The 20,400-nt window shown below is 71.5% G+C and carries 16 protein-coding genes and 1 tRNA gene; 13 read left to right on the forward strand and 4 right to left on the reverse strand.

Annotated features, from left to right (window positions below; genetic code table 11):
• Positions 1-12: 12 nt before the first annotated feature.
• Positions 13-1,521 (reverse strand): DUF1800 domain-containing protein, encoded by a 1,509-nt coding sequence (locus ACZ61E_RS29530; RefSeq protein ID WP_469703134.1) that lies wholly within the window; start codon positions 1,519-1,521, stop codon positions 13-15.
• A gap of 58 nt (positions 1,522-1,579) precedes the next feature.
• On the opposite strand from ACZ61E_RS29530, the gene ACZ61E_RS29535 reads away from it, so the two are divergent.
• The 6 genes from ACZ61E_RS29535 to ACZ61E_RS29560 all read left to right on the forward strand — a co-directional run bounded on the left by ACZ61E_RS29535 (position 1,580) and on the right by ACZ61E_RS29560 (position 7,342).
• On the forward strand, positions 1,580-2,764 hold the full coding sequence (locus tag ACZ61E_RS29535) for a spore photoproduct lyase family protein (protein ID WP_469703136.1): 1,185 nt from the start codon (positions 1,580-1,582) through the stop codon (positions 2,762-2,764).
• A 159-nt stretch (positions 2,765-2,923) separates the two neighbouring features.
• Entirely contained in the window at positions 2,924-4,180 is a 1,257-nt protein-coding gene (locus ACZ61E_RS29540) for a PP2C family protein-serine/threonine phosphatase (RefSeq protein WP_469703138.1), read from the forward strand.
• 126 nt (positions 4,181-4,306) lie between these two features.
• Positions 4,307-4,759, forward strand: a complete 453-nt coding sequence (locus ACZ61E_RS29545; RefSeq protein ID WP_469703139.1) for an SRPBCC family protein — start codon at positions 4,307-4,309, stop codon at positions 4,757-4,759.
• 606 nt (positions 4,760-5,365) lie between these two features.
• Positions 5,366-6,010: a HemK2/MTQ2 family protein methyltransferase gene (locus ACZ61E_RS29550; protein ID WP_469703159.1), complete on the forward strand. Its 645-nt coding sequence runs from the start codon at positions 5,366-5,368 to the stop codon at positions 6,008-6,010.
• Between the two features lie 19 nt (positions 6,011-6,029).
• A complete protein-coding gene (locus tag ACZ61E_RS29555) occupies positions 6,030-6,320 on the forward strand; it encodes a CDGSH iron-sulfur domain-containing protein (RefSeq protein WP_469703161.1) in 291 nt (96 codons plus the stop codon).
• Positions 6,317-7,342 (forward strand): iron-containing redox enzyme family protein, encoded by a 1,026-nt coding sequence (locus ACZ61E_RS29560; protein ID WP_469703141.1) that lies wholly within the window; start codon positions 6,317-6,319, stop codon positions 7,340-7,342. Before ACZ61E_RS29555 ends, ACZ61E_RS29560 begins: the two co-directional genes overlap by 4 nt.
• Positions 7,343-7,540: 198 nt before the next feature.
• Here the strand turns inward: ACZ61E_RS29560 and ACZ61E_RS29565 are convergent, their stop codons facing one another.
• Positions 7,541-7,765, reverse strand: coding sequence for a hypothetical protein (locus tag ACZ61E_RS29565; protein WP_469703142.1), 225 nt, complete (start codon positions 7,763-7,765; stop codon positions 7,541-7,543).
• A 242-nt stretch (positions 7,766-8,007) separates the two neighbouring features.
• On the opposite strand from ACZ61E_RS29565, the gene ACZ61E_RS29570 reads away from it, so the two are divergent.
• Both ACZ61E_RS29570 and ACZ61E_RS29575 read left to right on the forward strand, forming a co-directional pair.
• Positions 8,008-9,195 (forward strand): SpoIIE family protein phosphatase, encoded by a 1,188-nt coding sequence (locus ACZ61E_RS29570; protein ID WP_469703144.1) that lies wholly within the window; start codon positions 8,008-8,010, stop codon positions 9,193-9,195.
• A gap of 424 nt (positions 9,196-9,619) precedes the next feature.
• Entirely contained in the window at positions 9,620-11,155 is a 1,536-nt protein-coding gene (locus ACZ61E_RS29575) for an alanine/glycine:cation symporter family protein (protein ID WP_469703145.1), read from the forward strand.
• Between the two features lie 340 nt (positions 11,156-11,495).
• Here the strand turns inward: ACZ61E_RS29575 and ACZ61E_RS29580 are convergent.
• A tRNA-Ser gene (locus ACZ61E_RS29580) sits at positions 11,496-11,582 on the reverse strand.
• 306 nt (positions 11,583-11,888) lie between these two features.
• Between ACZ61E_RS29580 and ACZ61E_RS29585 the strand changes: the two genes are divergently transcribed.
• Together ACZ61E_RS29585 and ACZ61E_RS29590 are read left to right on the forward strand one after the other, a co-directional pair.
• A complete protein-coding gene (locus tag ACZ61E_RS29585; RefSeq protein ID WP_469703147.1) occupies positions 11,889-13,466 on the forward strand; it encodes a family 43 glycosylhydrolase in 1,578 nt (525 codons plus the stop codon).
• Between the two features lie 174 nt (positions 13,467-13,640).
• Positions 13,641-15,479, forward strand: coding sequence for a hydrogenase maturation protein (locus ACZ61E_RS29590; protein WP_469703148.1), 1,839 nt, complete (start codon positions 13,641-13,643; stop codon positions 15,477-15,479).
• A gap of 235 nt (positions 15,480-15,714) precedes the next feature.
• Here the strand turns inward: ACZ61E_RS29590 and ACZ61E_RS29595 are convergent, their stop codons facing one another.
• A complete protein-coding gene (locus ACZ61E_RS29595) occupies positions 15,715-17,265 on the reverse strand; it encodes a S1C family serine protease (RefSeq protein WP_469703149.1) in 1,551 nt (516 codons plus the stop codon).
• A gap of 270 nt (positions 17,266-17,535) precedes the next feature.
• Here ACZ61E_RS29595 and ACZ61E_RS29600 point away from each other — a divergent pair, with 270 nt between their 5' ends.
• The 3 genes from ACZ61E_RS29600 (at position 17,536) to ACZ61E_RS29610 (ending at position 20,168) form a co-directional block, all read left to right on the forward strand.
• Positions 17,536-18,354: a glycerophosphodiester phosphodiesterase gene (locus tag ACZ61E_RS29600; protein WP_469703151.1), complete on the forward strand. Its 819-nt coding sequence runs from the start codon at positions 17,536-17,538 to the stop codon at positions 18,352-18,354.
• 117 nt (positions 18,355-18,471) lie between these two features.
• Complete coding sequence (locus tag ACZ61E_RS29605) at positions 18,472-19,029, forward strand: ATP-binding protein (RefSeq protein WP_469703162.1); 558 nt, start codon at positions 18,472-18,474, stop codon at positions 19,027-19,029.
• 158 nt (positions 19,030-19,187) lie between these two features.
• Complete coding sequence (locus ACZ61E_RS29610; RefSeq protein WP_469703152.1) at positions 19,188-20,168, forward strand: DUF5926 family protein; 981 nt, start codon at positions 19,188-19,190, stop codon at positions 20,166-20,168.
• The last annotated feature ends 232 nt before the right edge of the window (positions 20,169-20,400 follow it).

The following is a 20,400-nucleotide window of genomic DNA, read 5'->3' on the forward strand; positions in this document are numbered from 1 at the left end:
GCGCTCTCTCCTTCAGCTCAGTACGAGGTGTTCGGGGGCGGTCAACGCGACGGCCGTGATCCTGCGCGGGTCGCTCGCGGCGGCGGTGAGGACGCCGCGGGTGCTGTCGCCCCAGCTCGGGACGCCGAGCTTCCGGGCCAGCAGCTCCGGACGTTCCTTCGCCGACGCCTTCTCCACGTCGCTCAGATCGGCCTGCCGGACGAGTGCCTGCGCGAAACCGATCCGGACCTGCGCGGCGGCCGTGGTCAGCCAGGCGGCACCGGCCGGCCAGCCGCCGACGCTCTCCGGCGCGAACGGCACCTGACCGAGCCCGGCCAGGGTCCGGGTCAGCAGCGGCTCCCGGACCTTCTCCGGCAGCTTCGAGGGCCGTACGCCGAAGGCGCGCAGGCTGCCGACCACGTACTCCACCGGCTGCTTGACCAGCACGTTGTCGGCGTCCGTGAAGGCTTCGTCGGTGAACATCGCCCGGAACATCGCCGTGCTGTCGCGCCGCGCGCCGTACGCCGCGGTGACCCGCGCCAGAGCCGCATCGGCCGGGCCGTTCTCACTGCCGACCAGCGCGCCCCACATGCGTCGCGCCACATGGGCGTGCGAGTCGGGCAGGCTCACCAGATGGTCGACGAGGGTCTGGGCGGTGAAGCCCGCCTTCGTACCGACGACTGTCTGCGGACCCTGATCGTGGCGGCGCGGCTGGAAGCGGGACTCCCAGGGGTGGGCCCTCCGGTCGAGGGTCCAGCCGGTGAGAGCCGCCGCCGCCTGGCGCACGTCGGTCTCGGTGTAGTTGCCCACGCCGAGCACGAACAGCTCCATCAGCTCGCGCGCCAGGTTCTCGTTCGGGGCCTTCGCCGTACTGCCGTCGGCGTCCAGCCACACCATCAGCGCGGGGTCCGTGACCATGGCGCGGGCCAGCGTGCGGAAGTCGCCGCCGCCCAGCCGCCGCAGTGTCTCGTTCTGCCGGAGCATCGCCGCTGCGGATTTCACCTTCTGGATCGAGGTGGCCCAGTGGTTGTGCCACAGGAGTGTGCGCTTCTCGGCCCACGGACGCTCGGCCGCGACCATGCGGTCCAGCCACCACAGCGTCAACTCCTGGCGCTGTCGGCGCAGTTCCTGCCGGTACTGCTTGCGTACGGGGTCGTCCTCTCGCTCCCCGTCCGCACCGCCGGGCTTCTCGTCGGTCCGGCCGCCGGGGTCCGGGGCCGGACTCGCGTCGTCGGAGGGAGCGGTGGCGGTGGCCGGGAACGCGGCCCGCTTGGCACCGTCGTCCTCGCCTTCCGTACGCCCGTCCTGCCGCTTGCGCTTCTCCAGACGCTCCTTGGCCTGGGTGTTGCGCGGTGGCAGGGGCCCCGGCCGGGGTGCGGGCGTCGCGTCGGCGCCGGGGTCCCGCCCGCCGGCCAGCACCCGGTCGAGGGTCTCCGCGAAGCCGGACTTCTCCGCGGCGTCCACCGCGTCCGCGTTCGCGTCGAAACCCGTGCGTTGGAGCAGGCGCGTGACCTGCGCCCTGGTGTCGAGTGTCCGTCCCATGACCGCGAGGATGCCGGGGCGCCGTCCCAGCAGCGTTGGCGAAAGGTGAGAATGCGGTGTGAACCGCAGCAACGAGCCGTCGTCGACCGGCCCGTCCGAACACGCCGAGCAGCCGGCGCTCTTCGGCTGGCAGGACGTCACACCGGCCCCGGACACGGGCGGGGCGTTCCGGGACGGCCCGCAGGCCCGCCGCCTCCTCGACGTGCGGGAGGTCTTCGCGGAACCGGCCGCGCTGGACTCTCCGCGCGGGCGGCAGATCATGGCGCGGCTGCCGGGGGCGCGGGTGACCGAGGTCGGGAGCCACTGGCGGATCCCCTCGCTGCACGGCAGTGACGGCAACATCGCCCGGTGGGTCCGGGTCAAGACCGAGACACTCGTCCTCGGGGTGAAGCAGACGCTCCACACCCGCCCCAACGGCAGGTCGGCCGACTGGATCGCCCCGGGCGCTTCCAACGGGTGCGCGATGGCCTGCGCGTACTGCTACGTCCCGCGCCGCAAGGGTTACGCCAACCCCATCACCCTCTTCACCAACATCGAGGCCGTCGTGGCGCACGTCCAACGCCACGTACGGGCCCAGGGCCCGAAGACCGAACCCAACCAGTGCGATCCGCGGGCCTGGGTCTACGACATCGGCGAGAACGGCGACTGCTCGGTCGACGCCCTGCTCTGCGACAACACGGCGGACCTGGTCGCCGCGTTCCGCGGCCTGCCGACCGCGAAGGCGTCGTTCGCGACCAAGTTCGTCAACCCGGACCTGCTCGCGCTCGACCCCCAGGGGCGTACCCGCGTGCGCTTCTCGCTCATGCCTCCCGACGACGCCCGGCTGCTGGACATCCGCACCAGCCCGGTCCCGGACAGGATCGCCGCGGCCCCCGACTTCCTCGACGCCGGGTACGAGGTCCACTTCAACCTCTCGCCCGTCGTCCTGCGCCCGGGGTGGCAGCGGGACTGGGCCGACCTGCTCACCCGTCTCGACGACGTACTGCCCGCCCGGGTGAAGAAGCAGGCGGCGGCCGAGATCATCATGCTCACGCACAACCAGGCGCTCCACGAGGTCAATCTCGGCTGGCACCCCCGTGCCGAGGAGGTGCTGTGGCAGCCGGCCGCCCAGACGGTCAAGCGCTCGCAGAACGGAGACCTCAACGTGCGGTACTCCCAGGAGATCAAGGGGCGGTCCCTCACGCGGATGCGGCAGTTGCTGGCCGACCACGCGCCGTGGCTGCGCGTCCGCTACGCGTTCTGAGCGCGGCCGGAGCGGGGCACCGTCCTGCGGTCCGGCCACATCGCCTCTACGCTGATGGGGCACGGTCTTCAGCGGCTTCCCGGCGTGCGCGTCGTGCGGGACGACCCATCAGGGTTCCGGACGGACGCGGATGGTCACGGAGCCAGAGCGGGTGATGCTGTGTCCGACGTCGACCGCATGTTCGCCGGGCTGCTGGACGCCAGTCACGGGCTGTCCCTGGAGCAGTTGCCGGGCCTGGTGCGTGAGCAGGCCGCCCGCGCGGGGCTCGGCAACCCCCTGATCTATCTGGCCGATCTCCAGGAAGACGTTCTCCGCCTGCTCACCGGCCGGGGGCCGGACTGCGGGTCGGGCTCCGGCGACGAAGCCGGTGAACTGCGGATCGACAGCACGGCGGCGGGTCTCTCGTTCACGGGCCTCGCACCGGTGGGGCCCGCCGGGGAGGGGCCGGGGCCGTGGTGGACACCGCTGCTGAACGGGGCGGAGCGGCTGGGTGCCCTGCGAGCCGACACCGACGGTTCGCCGGAGCAGACCCTGCTGTTGCAGCGTCTGGCGTCGATGCTCACCCTGCTGGTCATCTCGGTGCGCGACCAGAGCGACTCCTACGCCCGGCTGGTCCGCAAGCAGCCGATGACGGTGGCCGCGGAGCTCCAGTGGAACCTGATGCCGCCGCGGTCGTTCGCCAACGGGCAGGTCACGATCAGCGCGGCGCTGGAGCCCGCCTACGAGGTCGGCGGTGACGCCTTCGACTACGCGCTGTCCGACGGCGTGGTGCACCTGGGTGTCTTCGACGCGATGGGACACGACGTGACGGCCGGCATCACCGCCAACCTGGCCGTGGCCGCCTGCCGCAACGCCCGCCGTCAGCACGTGGACCTGACCGAGACCGGCGAGTTCGTCGAACGCACCCTGATCGAACAGCTCGGCGGCGATCGGTACTGCACCGCCGTCCTGCTCGACCTGGACAGCAACACGGGCAGGATCGACTGGATCAGCCACGGCCATCACGCGCCCGTGATCATCCGCCACGACGAGACCTGGACGGGCATGCTGTCCTGTCCGCCGGCCCACCCCCTGGGCACCGACCTGGGCGTCGGGGCGACCCTCTGCCACGAACAACTGCACCCCGGCGACCGCCTGGTCCTCCACACCGACGGCATCACCGAGGCGAAGAACCCCGACGGTGAGGAGTTCGGGCTCGCCCGCTTCGTGGACTTCATCCTGAGCCACAACGCCGAGGGCCTGCCCGTCCCCGAGACCCTGCGCCGACTCGTGCACAGCGTCCTCGACTACCAGGACGGCCGGCTCCAGGACGACGCCACCGTCCTGTTCCTCGAATGGCACGGCCCCCGCGCCACGCCCCGCTCCGACAGCGCGATACGCAGAAACCTGCTCTCCCACACCAAGCGGGACGCGTAGCGCTCCGCCGCCGGCCGACAAGCGGCGGCCCGGCCGAACGCCTGCGACAGTGAGAGGCATGCGGGTGGGCGCGCCGAATCCCGGCGGCCGACCCACTCGGGGCCGTGGACCAGGGCTGGAGGGCCGATGGCCGTACGACACCGATTGATCGAGAGGCCCGTGGCGGAAGTGTGGGCGGTCCTCGCGGACGGTTCGCGCTACGGGGACTGGGTGGTCGGTACGTCCGGCTCCCGCCCCGGGGACGGGACGTGGCCGGAGGTCGGATCCAGCATCACGTACACGATCCGGCTGGGACGGTGGACGGCGTCCGGCACCACGACCGTCCGCCGGTGCGAGAAGCCCGGAGTGCTGGAGCTGGAGGCCGACAGTGGCCCCCTCGGCACCGCCCGGATCGCCCTCGACATCCGCCCGTGGGGCGAGAACGCCCTCGTCGTCATCGACGAACATCCCCTGCGCGGACCGGGCGGAATGCTCCACAACACGGTCGTGGACGCCCTGGCCCAGCTGCGGCACCGCACGATGCTGGCCCGGCTGGCGGACGTGGTGGAGCGCTCCCCCCGGCCGCGCGCCGCTGTCTGAACCGGCCGGAGCGGCGGTGCGCCCGCGCGGCCGTCCCGGCCCTGACACGGGCCCGACGCGAACCCCCAGGAGGCGCCATGCCGGACACGGTCGTCGTCGGAGCCGTACCGAACGGCCTCGCAGTGGCGCAGTGGCGAAGCCGTTCGCCGACGCCGGACGACGGGCGTCGAGGCCCTCGACGGGCAGCCGGGGGCCGGCGGGGCCGTCCGCCCAGGCGGGCGCCGGTCGGGCTGCGGGGCACCGGCGGCCGGCACGTGCCCTGCCGCACTGCGGGGCCGGGGGCCGGATGTGTGATCCGCGACCGATGAGGGCCGCGCCGTGAGAAGCGCGGCTTCGTGGGCACGGGAGGACGGTGAAGAAAGTGACGTATGCGCTCTGTGGTGTGTTTGGCCCTCCATTCGGAGGAGACCAGTCCTGCCTCTCCACGATCGGTGAGACCGCCCGCCCCGCTGGTTCCCGTGGTCCCGGCGGTTCCGTCGGCGCGGGTCCGGCCGGAGCGGCGGGGGCGTTGAAAGCGGCGGGCCCGGTGGGTCCGGCGGGAGCGATGAGCGAGGAGGTGCGCCGGTGCTCGGTCTGATCGGTACGTACGACAAGGGCGGCCGGGTGATGCTGCCGCGCGGCGTCTACGGCCCCCAGGAGGACACGCTGCTGCTGCGTGACGCGCTGGAACAGGAGACGGTCGGCACCGGGACGGCGGTCCTGGACGTGGGAACGGGATCGGGCTTCCTCGCACTCGCCGCGGCGCGGCGGGGTGCGCGGGTGACGGCCGTGGACCGTACCCGCCGCGCGGTGCTCGCCACCCGCGCGAACGCGGTGCTCGCCGGGCTGAGCGTCGAGGCCGTCCGGGGCGACCTGCTGGCCCCTGCCGTCGGCAGGCGGTTCCATCTCATCCTCAGCAATCCGCCGTACGTGCCCGCGCCCGACGCCGGCCCGCCCGTCCGGGGCCCCGCCAGGGCGTGGGACGCGGGCCGGGACGGGCGCCTGATCATCGACCGGCTGTGCGACGGGGCGGCGAAGCTGCTCCGGCCCGGCGGGGCGCTGCTCCTCGTCCACTCGGCGCTGTGCGGGGTACCCGCGACGCTGGCCATGCTGGAGCGCGCGGGCCTGCCGGCCGGGGTGACGGACCGGCGCTCCGTGCCCTTCGGTCCCGTCCTGTCGTCGCGGCGGCAGTGGCTGCTGGACCGCGGCCTGATCGCGCCCGGAGACGACAAGGAAGAGCTGGTGATCATCCGTGCCGAACGCGCCGCGTGACACTCGTAACATTCACGACATAAAGAACACGCCTGACACTCGTGACACACGCAACGCCCCCTGCCGCGTCACCCCGACACGGGACGGACCGTTCCTCGTCGAGGGACCGGTGGAAGTGACGCTGGAGGACGGGAGCACCGTGCGGTCGGACCGGTTCACCGTGGCCCTGTGCGCCTGCCGGCGCAGCAGGACCTACCCCTGGTGCGACACCAGCCACCGCCGCAGGACCAAGGACTCCGGGACACATCGGACCGGCCGTGAACGCGATCCGGACGACACGAGTGCCGCCGGTGAGGGGGCCGAGGAGTGAATTCGGCGGAACTGACCGAAGCGGAACCTGGCGAGCCCGTCCCGCCCGCCGGCCGCGGCACCCTCAGCGACGGGGTTCTGCGCATGCTGCGGAGCGGTCCCGGCCGGGGCAGCGCCCCGCCGCCGCCGGACGGCGCCGTCCGGGCCGCCGACCCGTACGGCGACGACCTGCACCTGGCGCTCTACCTCTGCTACGAACTGCACTACCGCGGCTTCGGGGGCGTCGACCCCGCCTGGGAGTGGGACCCGGCCCTGCTCGGGCTGCGGGCGGGACTGGAACGCCGCTTCCTGGACGCCCTGCGCGCGGACACCGAGGACCGGCCGCGCACCGCCGACGAGGCGTTCGCCGGGATTCTGACCGAGCCGGTGGACGGCACGGGGCTCTCGCACTTCCTCCGCGACGAGGGTGAGCTGTGGCAGCTGCGCGAGTACGCCGCCCAGCGTTCGCTCTACCACCTCAAGGAGGCGGACCCGCACCTGTGGGTGGTCCCCCGGCTGCGGGGCAGGGCCAAGGCGGGCATGGTCGCGGTGGAGTTCGACGAGTACGGCGGCGGCCGGGCGGACCGGATGCACTCACGGCTGTTCGCCGGCCTGATGACGGACCTCGGCCTGGACACGGCGTACGGCCGCTACGTGGACGCCGCGACGGCGGAGACGCTGGCGAGCGTCAACCTGATGTCGATGTTCGGCCTGCACCGCGCGCTGCGCGGCGCCCTGGTCGGACACTTCGCCGCCGTCGAGGTCACCTCGTCGCCGCCCTCCCGCCGGCTGGCGCAGGCGATGCGCCGTACGGGCGCGGGAGAAGCGGCCGTGCACTTCTACGCCGAGCACGTGGAGGCCGACGCCGTCCACGAACAGGTGGTGCGCCGCGAGGTGGTCGGCGGACTACTGGCGGACGAACCGTGGCTGGAGGCGGACGTCGCCTTCGGCGTCGCGGCCACCGACCTGCTGGACGCCCACGCCGGGGAACGCACGCTCACCGCCTGGCGCGCCGGCCGCTCCAGCCTGCGCACACCGCTCTGACGACGCGCCGACGCGCCGACGCTCCGCCGGGTTCGCCGGGTCCGCCGGGTCCGCCGGGTCCGCCGGGTCCGCCGGGTCCGCCGGGGGAGCGTGTCCCGGCACCCGGGACGACGGAACCGCTCGCACCACCGGGTGCCGGGTGGAGCCGTCCAGGGCGTCGAGCACATCGGACGGGCGAGGAGTGGCAACCCGTGGCGGTCAGGCCGTACGCGCGGCTCTCTCGACGGCCGACCGCAGCTCGTCCACGTCGACACCGGCGGCCGCGGCGTGTTCCGCGACGGCGTTCTCGGCCGCGGCCGCCGCTTCCACCCACGGCCGCCAGTCCTCTCGCGAGGAGCCGTGCGAACGGGCTTCCTCGGCCGCCGCGTTCAGGGTCCGCTGGAGAGCGACCAGTGATTCCGGAACTCCGCTTTCGTTGCTCACGGGGGCATCGTAGGCGCCGAGGACCGCCGGGCCGGGTGGCGCTCCCAGCACGGCGAGATCCTCGGAACGGCTCGCTCCGCCAGGTGGCCGGGCAGGGGCGAGCGCGCTCCGCCCCCGGCCTGACGCCGCTGACGTCGCCGTATCTGGTCAAGGGCTTCCCTCGCATACGGGCCGGAGTGGGACGTGGCGGTAATTTCCGTCCGCTCGGCGGGCAGGAGCCTGCGTAACCCCGGGAGGCGGATATGACGCGTGAACGGATCGGACTGGCAGAGGTGCTGGCGGCGGCGGAGGCCGCCGCGCCGGTGGGCTCCCTCGATGTCGTGGCGCGGAATCTGCGCGACCGGTTCGGCGCGCGCTCTGTGTCGTTCCTGTTCGTCGACATCGTGGGCCGACGGGTGGTGCGGGTCGGCGACGCGACAGCCGGGCAGGAAGGGGGCGGCCCCGATCGGATCATCCACGCCGAGGGGATCCCCCTCGCCGACAGCGTCTACGAAGACGTCCTGCGGACCCAGAAGGCGGTGCGCGCACCCGGGGAGCGGGTACTCGCCCCTGTCACCAACCGCGGCGACACCATCGGGCTCCTCGAACTGTTCCTGCCCCTGGCCACGGAAGACGTGTTGGAGCAGATCGAGGAGGCCGCGCACGCGCTGGCGTACATCGTCGTCACCGACCGGCGCTTCACCGACCTCTACCACTGGGGGCGGCGCACAATCCCGGTGAGCCTGGCAGCGGAGATCCAGCACCAGCTCCTGCCCACGGCCCCCTCGTGTGAGGCTGCCGAGTTCGCCCTGGCCTGCGCCCTGGTTCCGGCGGCCGAGAGCGCCGGTGACACCTACGACTACAGCCTCGACCACGACACGCTGCACCTGTCCGTCACCGACGCGATGGGGCACGACGTCGACGCCTCGCTGATGGCCACCCTCCTGGTCAACGCCTCCCGCAGCGCTCGCCGCGCCAGGACGGACCTCACCGAACAGGCCCGCCGGATCCACCAGGCACTCCTCGACCACGGCCGCCGGACCTTCGCCACCGGGCAGCTCGTGCGCATCGCCCTGGACGGAAGCGGCGCCCAGCTCGTCAACGCCGGTCACGTCTGGCCGCTGCGACTGCGTGACGGCACGGTCGAGGAGGCGGAGCTGTCCGTGAACCTGCCCTTCGGTGTCGTCGGGCAGGGCCAGTACCAGGTGCAGGATCTCGACCTCCGCCCCGGTGATCGCGTCGTCTTCTACACCGACGGCATGCAGGAACGCCGGGCCCGCTCCGTCGACCTGCCGGACCTCATCCGCGAATCGGCCACCGAACACCCGCGCGAGGTGGTCCGCGCTCTGGCCGCCGCAGTCACCGAGGCGGGCGACGGCCACCTCGAGGACGACGCCACGGTCCTGTGCCTGGACTGGCACGGCCCTCAGCCCGAATTCCCCCACCGCTAGAACCGCCCCTCCGACCGCATCCGCGGGCCGGGCTCCCCCAGCCCTTGTCCGCACCCGGTGGGCCTGCCGGGCCGGTCCCCGGTACGCCGCCGGACGAGCCTCGTCGACATTCGAATGACGGCCCTTGTCTCAACCGAGGCTCAGATCCGCGTAACGATCATGACCAGCGGGCCCATGGGCCCGGTTGTGTGACGCGCATCACTAAATAGTACGCAAAGGGCATGGTAGGACTGCGTAAATCCGTTTCCGGAGCCTCTCTTTCCGGTGGCGGTGACGCCGGTGCGCACCGGTACGAACCAAGGGTGAGCCGGGTCCGGGTCCGCGGGCCGGGTCGCCCCCGACGGTTCCGGACATGGCTGTCTCCCCACGCCTGCCCCCACCCGACGTGCGCCTGGACGTCGGCCTGTGCTCCCGAGGTAGCCAGATGTCACTTGATTCATTCACCGAGTCGGTCGACGAATCCGTCAGCGGTTTCTTCGAACCGATCGCCTCCTGGCTCGGGGAGGTGGTGTTCTACGCCGTCCCCGTCGGGGGTACGGATCTGCCGTTGATCGTGGCCTGGCTGGTGGTCGCGGGTCTCGTCTTCACGGGCTGGTTCGGGTTCATACAGTTCCGCCGGTTCCGGCTGGCTGTCGACGTGGTGCGCGGCAAGTACGACGACAAGTCGGCGGTCGGCGAGGTGAACCATTTCCAGGCGCTCACGGCGGCCGTCTCCGGGACCGTGGGGCTGGGGAACATAGCCGGCGTCGCGGTCGCGGTCAGCATCGGCGGCCCCGGGGCGACATTCTGGATGATCCTGTGCGGGCTGCTCGGCATGGCCAGCAAGTTCGTCGAGGTCACTCTCGGTGTGAAGTACCGGGAGGAGCACGCCGACGGCACTGTCTCCGGCGGGCCCATGCACTACCTGCCCAAGGGCTTCGCGGAACGGTTCGGCAGCCGCGGCGCGCGGTTCGGAAAGGTCCTCGCCGTCCTCGCCTCGGCGATGATCCTCTTCTTCGGCCTCTTCGGCGGCAACCTGTTCCAGGTCAACCAGAGTTACGCGCAGCTCGTATCGGTCACCGGAGGCGAGGACGGCGCTGTGGGCTCCTCGGCCGGCGCCCTGTTCTTCGGCATCCTGGTGGCCGCACTCGTCGGCATCGTCCTGCTCGGCGGCATCCGTTCGATCGCCTCGGTCACCAGCCGACTGGTCCCCGCCATGGCCGGCATCTACATCGCCGCCTGCCTCGTGGTCATCCTTGTCCACGTCGGTGAGGTGCCCTCGGCCGTCGCGACCATCGTCGAGGGTGCGTTCAACCCCGAGGGAGTGGCGGGCGGCGTGCTCGGCGCGCTCATCATCGGCTTCAAGCGTGCCGCGTTCTCCAACGAAGCCGGTCTGGGATCCGCACCGATCGCGCACTCGGCGGTCAAGACGAAGCACCCTGCCAGCGAGGGCTTGGTGGCCCTGCTGGAGCCGTTCATCGACACCGTGATCATCTGCACGATGACAGCACTCACGATCGTGATCGCCAACCCCGCGAGCTGGGCGGAGGCCCGCACCGGCGAGGAGATCGGCGGCGTGACGATCACGTCCGACGCCTTCGAGACCGTGTTGCCCTGGTTCCCCTACATCCTCACCGTCGCGGTCATGCTCTTCGCGATCTCCACCGTCCTGACCTGGGGCTACTACGGCCTCAAGGCGTGGTCGTACCTCTTCGGCCGCAGCCGGACCAGCGAGATCACGTACAAGGTGATCTACACCCTGTTCGCCGTCGCCGGCTCGCTGCTCACGCTCCAGACCCTGATCGACATGGCGGACGCCGTCCTGTTCACGCTCGCCGTCATCAACATCGTCGGCCTCTACTTCCTGGCCCCGGTCGTCAAGCGGGAACTCGAGACGTTCCTGGCGTACGTACGCCGGCACGACGGCGGTACGGCTCCTGACGGGACCGAGGAGAAGGCCCCGGCCGTCTCCGAATCCTGACCCCTCACCACCTTCCGGCGCGGCCGCTCCCTGCCAGGGACCGGCCGCGCCGCGGTCGGAGCCCCCCGGCCGCCCGGGGCCCGATGTTGCTTGGATCGTTCTGTTGCCACACGCAACGGCATCGCGTCGGCGAGCATGCGCTCAGACAGTTCCCCGGTCGGTGGACCGCCTTCGAGATCCTCGACCGCGACGCGGTGACATCCCCTCGGTGGACACCCCAGTCACACGTAAGTCGCGCTCTCCTGGGGGCAATCCGGGACAAGCCGATCGCGGTGCGACTGCACGAGAACGGCCCCCGACCTGGTTGGCCGACCGGGGGCCGATCTCATCGCGCTACCTGCGGTGGGTGTGGGATTTGAACCCACGGTGACATCGCTGCCACGACGGTTTTCAAGACCGTTCCCTTAGGCCACTCGGGCAACCCACCCACGCCCCGCCCACCAGCGACGGAGCGGGTACAGACTACCGGCTGTGGCACCTCGGTGCTCATTCCTGGTCAGAGGTTGGACAGAGCCTTCTTCGCCGTCCGTCCGGTTCCCGCTCGTCGCGTCGCCGGATGCACGTTGGACGGGCCGCCGGGTGGCGCGGGTGTATTGACGGGTGCTCAGGGGCGCGGGCAGCATTGGTGGAACGTGTACGTTCCTGTCGCTTACTGTGCGGGAATGTCCTCGTGGAGAACGGTGCGCGTGCTACCGACCCCCCACATGCGGAGCTGCCGACGATGAACGTCCGAATGCTCAGACTCCACGCCAAGGCCGTAGCCGCACTGCTCGCCGGCTGCCTCGTCGCGATGTTCTCCCCCGTCACAGCCACCGCCACCACCCCCGGCGCCGACACCGTCGCGGTGGCGGACCCCACGACCGCCGAGGCCGGTAATCCGTTCGTCGACGGCTGGTACGCCGACCCCGACATCACCATGTACGACGGCACCTACTGGGTCTACCCGACCACCTCGAAGACGTACGCGGAGCAGACCTACCTCGACGCCTTCTCGTCGACCGACATGGTCAACTGGACGAAGCACGAGAGAGTGCTGACGACCGACGACGTCGAGTGGGCCGAGTACGCGGTGTGGGCGCCGGCGCCGGTCGAGCGGAACGGGAAGTACTACCTGTTCTTCGCCGCCAACGACATCCAGAACGACTCCAGCCTCGGCGGTATCGGCGTCGCCGTGGCGGACAAGCCCGAAGGTCCCTACTCGGACGCGCTGGGTCACCCGCTCATCGGACAGTTCCACAACGGCGCCCAGCCGATCGACCAGGACGTCTTCATCGACGACGACGGTCAGGCGTACATGTACTACGGCGGCTGGGGACACGCGAACGTCGTCAAGCTGAACGACGACATGACCAGCCTCGGCACGTTCGCCGACGGCAGTACGTACAAGGAGATCACGCCCGCCGACTATGTCGAGGGCTCGCAGATGTTCAAGCGTGACGGCGTGTACTACCTGATGTGGTCCGAGGGAGGGTGGACCGGCCCGGACTACTCGGTCTCGTACGCCATGTCCGACTCACCGACCGGCCCCTTCGAAAAGATCGAGAAGGTGCTCGCCCAGGACCCCGCCGTCGCGAAGGGCTCCGGGCACAACTCCGTCGTCAACGTGCCCGGCACGGACGTCTGGTACATCGTCTACCACCGGAGGCCACTCAGCGAGAGCGCCGGCAACAACCGCCAACTCGCCCACGACCGGATGCACTTCAGGGCGGACGGCACGATCGAACCCGTCACGATGCGGGTCAGGGACAACTTCGCCGACGCCAACTCCCTCGGCTGGAAGACCTACGGCGGTTCGTGGTCGGCCGGTGACGGGAGCTACCGGGCCGAGAGTTCGCCGGGCGGCAAGGCGCTGCTCGACACGGACTTCGCCGACTTCACGTACGACGCCGACGTCACGGTCACCACGGGCACAGGCGCGGGCACGGGCAAGGGCACGGACGGCGGAAGCCTCAACCACCGGGCGGGCGGAGGCGACGCCGGTCTGATCTTCCGCGCCACGCGGCCGGCCGTCGGTGTCGACAGCTACGCCGGCTACTACGCGGGCATCGGCCCGGCCGGCGACGTCGTGCTCGGCCGCGCGGACGGCGGCGCCTGGACGCCGTTGAGCTCCGCCCAACTGCCCCTTCCCACCCGGCCAAACCACCATCTGCGGATCTCGGCCGTCGGCCCCACCATCGAGGTGTACGTCGACGACATGACCACCCCGGCGATCTCGGTGACCGACGACACGTACCGCAGCGGGGCCACCGGAGTACGGGTCTTCAACACCGCGGCGGCCTTCGACGACGTCTCCGTCGACAAGGCCGGCTGAGCTGCCCCGATCGGAAGCGCCCCGGCACCGGTCGGGTAGCACCGGTCGGGTGTCTCCGGGCGTGCCCCCGGGCGGGGCTCCCACGGCGGCGGACGGGCCGGGGCCATGATCGCCGTCGGCCGGCGTCCGGGCCTCGGGCCGGCGTGAGGGAGCAGGTCAAGGAGCTAGCCGGTCATGGACATCCTGCTGGTCGCGAGTGCCTTCAACAGTCTGACCCAGCGGGTCTTCGCCGAACTCGGGGACCGAGGACACCGGGTCGGTGTCGAACTGGCGCTGGATGACGAGCAGTTGCGCGAAGCCGTCCGCAAAGGCGCCCCGGACCTGATCGTCGCCCCCATGCTCAGGACCGCGATCCCGGCCGACATCTGGTCCGCCCACGTCTGTCTGATCGTTCATCCGGGTCCGGTCGGCGACCGCGGGCCGTCCTCCCTGGACTGGGCGATCCACATGGGCGCCGCCGAGTGGGGGGTGACGGTCCTTCAGGCATCGGGAGAGATGGACGGCGGGGCGGTCTGGGCCACGGCGCGGTGTCCGGTACCGGACGGCGTCGGGAAGAGCGACATCTACCGCAACGAGATCTCCGACGCCGCGCTGGAGGCGGTGCTGCTCGCGGTGGAGCGCTTCGCCTCCGGTACGTACGTGCCACGGCCGCAGGAGAGCGCCGGTCCCGGCGCGGAGGTCCATGTCCGGCCGTACTTCGAGCAGGGTCTGCGGCGCATCGACTGGGCGTCGGATCGGACCGAGACGGTCGTACGCAAGCTCCGCGGGGCCGATTCGCAGCCCGGCGTCCTGGACGAGCTTCTTGATGAGGAGTGGTATCTGCACGGCGGCCACGCCGAGGACACCCTGTGGGGACGCCCCGGGCAGCTGCTCGCCACCCAGTCCGGCGCGATCTGCCGCGCGACGGTGGACGGCGCGGTCTGGATTCCGGAGCTGCGGCCCAGGCGCCGGGCGGGTGGCCCGGCCACCTTCAAGCTGCCGGCCGTGCTCGCCCTCGGCGACCGGCTGCCGCCGTCGCTGCCCGAGATCGCCCCGCCCCGTGCGGGCTTCGAGGAGGACTCCGGGGAGGATTCGCGGAGCCCCCGGACATGGAGCGACATCCGCTACCGCGAGGACGGCCGGGTCGGCTTCCTGTCGTTCGCCTTCCCCGGTGGCGCGATGAGTACGGAGCAGTGCCGGCGGCTCCTCACGGCGTACCGCTCCGCCTGTGCACGGCCGGCCTCGGTGCTGGTGCTCGGCGGCAGCCGGGACTTCTTCTCCAACGGCATCCATCTGAACGTCATCGAGGCCGCCGACGATCCCGCGCGGGAGTCCTGGGAGAACATCAACGCCATGGACGATCTGGTCGAGGCCGTCCTGACCACCACGGACCGGCTGGTCGTGAGCGCGCTCGGCGGCAACGCGGCGGCGGGCGGCGCGATGCTGGCCCTGGCCGCCGACGAGGTCTGGTGCAGGAGCGGAGCCGTACTCAACCCGCACTACCGGCTGATGGGGCTGTACGGGTCGGAGTACTGGACGTACACGCTGCCTCGCCGGGTGGGCGCCGAGGAGGCCGAGCGCCTGACCCGGCGGGCCCTGCCGGTGACGGCGGCCCGCGCGCGCGAGATCGGGCTCGTCGACGTCGTCGTCGACAGCACGCCCGAGGACTTCGGGTCCGTTGTCGCGCGCCGTGCCGGGCACCTCGCGTCGGCGCCTGGTACGCAGCGGCGCGTCAGTGAGAAGAAGGCGGCCCGCGAACGGGACGAGGCGGTCGCGCCGCTGCGTGTGTACCGGGAGCGTGAACTGGCCCGGATGCGGGCCACGTTCTTCGACCCCGGCGCGCCGTACCACGCCCTGCGGTCCTCCTTCGTACGGAAGGTGAAGCCGTCGTCGACGCCCGGTCATCTGCGGGCCGGAACGTCACCTGCCGTCCGGGACGCGCGCCCCTGCGGTACGGCACCCGCCCCCACGAGCGCCATGAACGCCATGACCAGCGCCGCTCCGAGCACCGGGGCCGACGGCGTCGGCCCCTGACCGGCCGCTCCAGCGGCTCGTCGCGTACGAGCCGGCCTTCGCGACTCGCGGCAGACCCCGGCAGACCACCGGCCGCCCCCGGCAGACTCCGCGAACCGGCCTTCCGCACCCGGCGCGCCCCGCACACACCCGCGCCCGCGCCCGCTCCCGCCTCAACACGACGGACGGGGCGCCGTGTCCGGCGCCTCGTCCCTCACCCCACCCCTCGTGGTCTCGCTCGATCCCTCGAAGTCCCTTACTGCGAATCGCCCTTGCGCTCGCCCAGCGTGACCTCGACCTGCGACTCCTTGCCGTCGCGCGTATAGGTGATCTTGATCTTGTCGCCGGGCTTGTGCGTCCAGATCTCGCTGATCAGCGTCGGTCCGCTGTCGATCGGCACATCGTTGAACTTCGTGATCACGTCACCCGACTTCAGCCCCGCCTTCGCGGCCGGCCCGTCCGGCGTCACCGCCGGGGTGCCGCCTCCGCCGTCGCCGGAGATCGTCGCGCCGTCGCCGCCCTCCGACATGGAGACCGTCGCGCCGATGACGGGGTAGACGGGCTGGCCGGTCTTGATGAGCTGCTCGGCGACGTTCTTCGCCTGGTTGATCGGGATGGCGAAGCCCAGACCGATCGAGCCCGACTGGCCTCCGCCGCCTCCGCCACCTCCGCCGCCCGAGGGCTGGATCGCGGAGTTCATGCCGATGACCGCGCCCCGCGCGTCCAGCAGCGGACCGCCGGAGTTGCCGGGGTTGATGGAGGCGTCTGTCTGGAGGGCGCTCATGTACGAGTTCTTGTCGCTGGAGCCGTCGCCGGAGGCCACCGGGCGGTTCTTCGCGCTGATGATGCCCGTGGTGACGGTGTTGGAGAGCCCGAACGGCGCGCCGATCGCGATCGTCGAGTCGCCGACCGCCACCTTGTCGGAGTTGCCGAGGGCGAGCGGGTTCAGCCCGGACGGCGGGTCCTTCAGCTTCAGCACGGCCACGTCGTACCCCTCGGCGCGGCCCACGACCTCGGCCGCATACTCCTTGCCGTTGGAGAAGGTCGCCGTCAGGTCTCCGCCGTCGGCCGCCGACGCCACCACATGGTTGTTCGTGAGGATGTGGCCCTGCTTGTCGTAGACGAAGCCCGTGCCCGTGCCGCCGTCGCCGCCCTGGGCCTGCGCCGTGATGGTGACGACGCTCGGCAGCGCCTTGCCGGCCACCGCCGCCGTGCTGCCCGCCTCCCGCTTGAGGTCGGGGGCGTCCGCCGCCGAGACCGTGGTCGATCCGCCGCGGACGCTGTCGTCGTTGTTGCGGTCCGCCGCCCAGTAGCCGATCCCGCCGCCGACCACACCGGCGACCAGTGCCGCCGCGAGGACCGCCGCGATCAGACCGCCGGGGCGCTTGCGGGACGGCTTCGGCCCGGACGCGGGCGGATCGCCCCAGCCGCCACCGCCTCCGTAGGAAGGCTGGGCCGGCGGGGGCGGGGGCGGCGGCCATCCCGCGTCGGGGGCCGATCCGGTCGACCCCGTCGAGCCGGGGTAGTACGCCGGTACCGCTCCGGGCAGCGGCGTCGTCGGCTCGGAGCCCTGGCCGGACCCGGACGGGGGCACCGACGGTGGCTGGGCCGGCGGCGAACCCTGCGCGGTCCCGCCGAACCCGCCGGCCCCGCCGGGCTCACTGGCCCGGCCGGGCTGGTCGGGGTACCGCTGGTCCTGGGTGACTCCCCCCGGAGCGGACGCGGGTGTGCCATCGGGAGCGGCAACCGGCACAGGAGGTACGGACGGGGCGGACGGGACCGCTGTGCCCTCGTTCTCGGTGCTCACAGTCTTTTACTCCTCGGTTCCACATCAGTCTTCGGCAAGAGTTCCGCTGTTTTGCGCCGCGTTCGGCTGTCTGCGCATGCCTCTTCGGCATGTACACGTCTCTCGTATGTCTCTGCCCTCAGCTTTTCCCACAGCACGTCAGGCCACGGTAAGCAGGACCTGTGCGTCTCCCCGCCATCCTTTATTACGGGGCAAACCGGACGCATCCGCAGGACGGCCGCGGAGGGGCGCCGCTCCACGCTTACCCCGTCTCGGTGACACCATGGCGGGGTGACCCACGTACGGCAGCCCAGCATCCAGGTCGTCGCCCACCGAGGAGCCTCCGAGGACGCCCCCGAACACACTCTGGCCGCCTACAAGAAGGCCATCGAGGACGGCGCCGACGCACTGGAATGCGATGTACGGCTCACCGCCGACGGGCACCTGGTGTGCGTACACGACCGGCGCGTGAACCGCACCTCCAACGGACGCGGCGCCGTCGCCGCCCTGGAGCTCGCCGATCTGGCCACCCTCGACTTCGGTTCGTGGCGGGAGACCCTGGAGAGCACGGACAGCGAGGAGAGTCCCGACTGGAAGGACCGCTCCCTCACCTCCGTACTGACGCTGGAGCGCCTGCTGGAACTGGTCGCCGACACCGACCGCCGTGTCGAGCTGGCCATCGAGACCAAACACCCCACCCGCTGGGCCGGACAGGTGGAGGAGCGGCTCCTGCACCTGCTGGCGCGCTTCGGACTCGTCGGCACGGCGCCCGGCGAGTCCCCCGTGCGCGTCATGAGCTTCTCGGCCAGGTCGCTGCACCGCATCGCCGACGCGGCGCCGCACCTGCCCACCGTCTATCTGATGCAGTTCGTCTCGCCCCGGCTGCGTGACGGACGGCTGCCGGCGGGGGCCCGGATCGCCGGGCCCGGCATCCGCATCGTGCGCAATCAGCCGGGCTACGTGGAGCGACTGCACAGAGCGGGGCACCGTGTCCACGTCTGGACGGTGAACGAGCCGGAAGACGTCGAACTCTGCGCGAGCCTCGGTGTGGAGGCAATCATCACCAACCGCCCCAAACAGGTGCTGTCCCAGCTGGGGCGCCTTGCCTGACTTGTCGGGGATTCGCACACACAGGGTGTGACGGGGAGTACACCGGCGCGTTCGGTAAGTGTTCGACCTTGTCGAGTGCGTCACTGACCCTCCCTTGGCCGGTTTCCGGTCCAGGCCATCGGGGCATTCACACCGTGGCGTGGGGCAAAGGAGGTCTCGGGGGTGGCGTTTGTGGTGGCACAGGAAGTGCCCACGTCGTCGAGCATGGCCGTTCCCCATGGCCCTGCGGGCGTGGGACAGGCAAGGCGTCGGATGCGCGAGCAGCTGCGCGACCGAGGCGTGTCGGACGCGGTCGTGGACGATGCCGTACTGATCCTCTCCGAACTGCTCAGCAACGCCTGCCGGCACGGCAGGCCCCTGGGCCGGGCGGAGATCGGTGACGGTGACGTGCGCGCGGCCTGGCGGGTCGACCCGGCCGGCCGGCTGACCGTCGAGGTGACGGACGGCGGCGGCCCGACACGACCGGTTCCGGCCACACCCTCGGTCACCGCTCGCGGCGGTCGCGGTCTCAACATCATCACCTCGCTCGCCCAGGACTGGGGCGTACGGGACAGCGCGTCCGGTGAGGTCACGGTGTGGGTCCTCGTATCCGAAGGACACCGCCGCGAGGATTTCGCTACGCGCGTCAACGTGCCGGAACTCGACTTCGACGACCCGTTCGACGACCTCGGCTGACAGACCCGACGGTCACGGCCGGAGCGCCGAACCGCGCACGCGGGCCGGTACGCGCACTCCCACCGGCCCTGCCCCGATGGGGCGTTGCGCCCACGGCCGCGGGCGGTACGGCTAGGCTCGCGCCCGACACGCACTGCCGCTATCGGGAGAAGCCCACCATGGCCAAGAAGCGCCCCCAGACCAAGGCCGCGAAGGCTCAGTCCGCGAAAGCTCAGCTCACGGACGGGCCGATTCCGGTCGTGGGGGCCCGCGAGCCCTGCCCGTGCGGCTCGGGCCGCCGCTACAAGGCCTGCCACGGCCGGGCCGCCGCACACGCCGTCACCGAGCTGGTCCAGCGCCCCTTCGACGGGCTGTCCGGCGAGTGCGACTGGATCGCGTTGCGCGAACTGGTGCCCGCCGCGACCGCCGAACTGACCCTCAAGGGCGGCATGCCGGAGGGCGTACCGTCCGTGACGCTCGCGACCGTCCTGCCGATGGCGTGGCCCGCGCTGCGCCGCGACGACGGTTCGGTCCTGCTCGCGCTCCAGAACGACACCTCGTCGGGCGACCTCAGCCGCGACCTCGCCGACACGCTCCGGCGCGCGCTGGCCGCCGAGCCCGGCAACCCGGTCGCGGCGCAGCGTGTCCCGGCCGACGGGCCGCGCCTTCAGGACCTGCTCGACCCGGAGGCCGACTTCGCCCCGGTCGTGCACCCGGGCTTCGAGTTCTGGGTGCCGGACGCCGAGAACGCGACCCCCGAGGTGTCCGCCTCGCTGGAGCGCGCCAACGCCGCCGCGATCCCGACGGTGAAGCTCTCCGGCACGGACGCCGCGTACTGGTGCGAGACGCCGGACAAGAACCATCTGCGCTGGGTCATGCCGCACCCGGAGGAGAAGCTGCTCGACGCGCTCGCGCGGCTGCACGCCGCCGGTACGTCGAGCCTCGGCGAGGGGACGCGGCTGGTCGGTTCCTTCCGGGCGCACGGGCTCACGGTGCCGGTCTGGGACCTGCCGAGCGCGATGCGCGCCGAGGACTGCGAGAAGCCGGCGGCGGAGCTCCAGGAGCGGCTGACCGCTGCGCTGGCGGTGGACGCGCCACTGACCGGGGACGAGCGCCGGGCGCGCGGCGGTCTCACCAACCGGCAGGTGACCCTCAGCTGAAGCTCAAGAAATTCGTCGCCCACGGTGACAGTCGTCACAACTGCCCGTACCGGCAAGTAATTTCTTGTCCGAATACATCAGATCGAATTTGCTAACCGCCGATCTCTTGTTACCGTTCTAGAAGCCCGGTCGCTGGTGCATCCCCCGTCGCCAGCGACCGGGCGTCTGCGTTCCCCGAGAGTGTTCCTGCAATTTCCGGAGTGGAGACTGCAGGGTTGTCGGGCCCGCTCGC

This window comes from Streptomyces sp. NPDC104581 (genome assembly GCF_055583685.1).

What these genes read in the sequence shown, in the direction of transcription:
- ACZ61E_RS29575 (WP_469703145.1), top strand. Translation starts at nt 9,620, where the DNA reads ATGTCACTTGATTCATTCACCGAGTCGGTCGACGAATCCGTCAGCGGT.
- ACZ61E_RS29570 (WP_469703144.1), top strand. Translation starts at nt 8,008, where the DNA reads ATGACGCGTGAACGGATCGGACTGGCAGAGGTGCTGGCGGCGGCGGAG.
- ACZ61E_RS29610 (WP_469703152.1), top strand. Translation starts at nt 19,188, where the DNA reads ATGGCCAAGAAGCGCCCCCAGACCAAGGCCGCGAAGGCTCAGTCCGCG.
- ACZ61E_RS29550 (WP_469703159.1), top strand. Translation starts at nt 5,366, where the DNA reads ATGCTGCCGCGCGGCGTCTACGGCCCCCAGGAGGACACGCTGCTGCTG.
- ACZ61E_RS29590 (WP_469703148.1), top strand. Translation starts at nt 13,641, where the DNA reads ATGGACATCCTGCTGGTCGCGAGTGCCTTCAACAGTCTGACCCAGCGG.
- ACZ61E_RS29545 (WP_469703139.1), top strand. Translation starts at nt 4,307, where the DNA reads ATGGCCGTACGACACCGATTGATCGAGAGGCCCGTGGCGGAAGTGTGG.
- ACZ61E_RS29585 (WP_469703147.1), top strand. Translation starts at nt 11,889, where the DNA reads ATGCTCAGACTCCACGCCAAGGCCGTAGCCGCACTGCTCGCCGGCTGC.
- ACZ61E_RS29530 (WP_469703134.1), bottom strand. Translation starts at nt 1,521, where the DNA reads ATGGGACGGACACTCGACACCAGGGCGCAGGTCACGCGCCTGCTCCAA.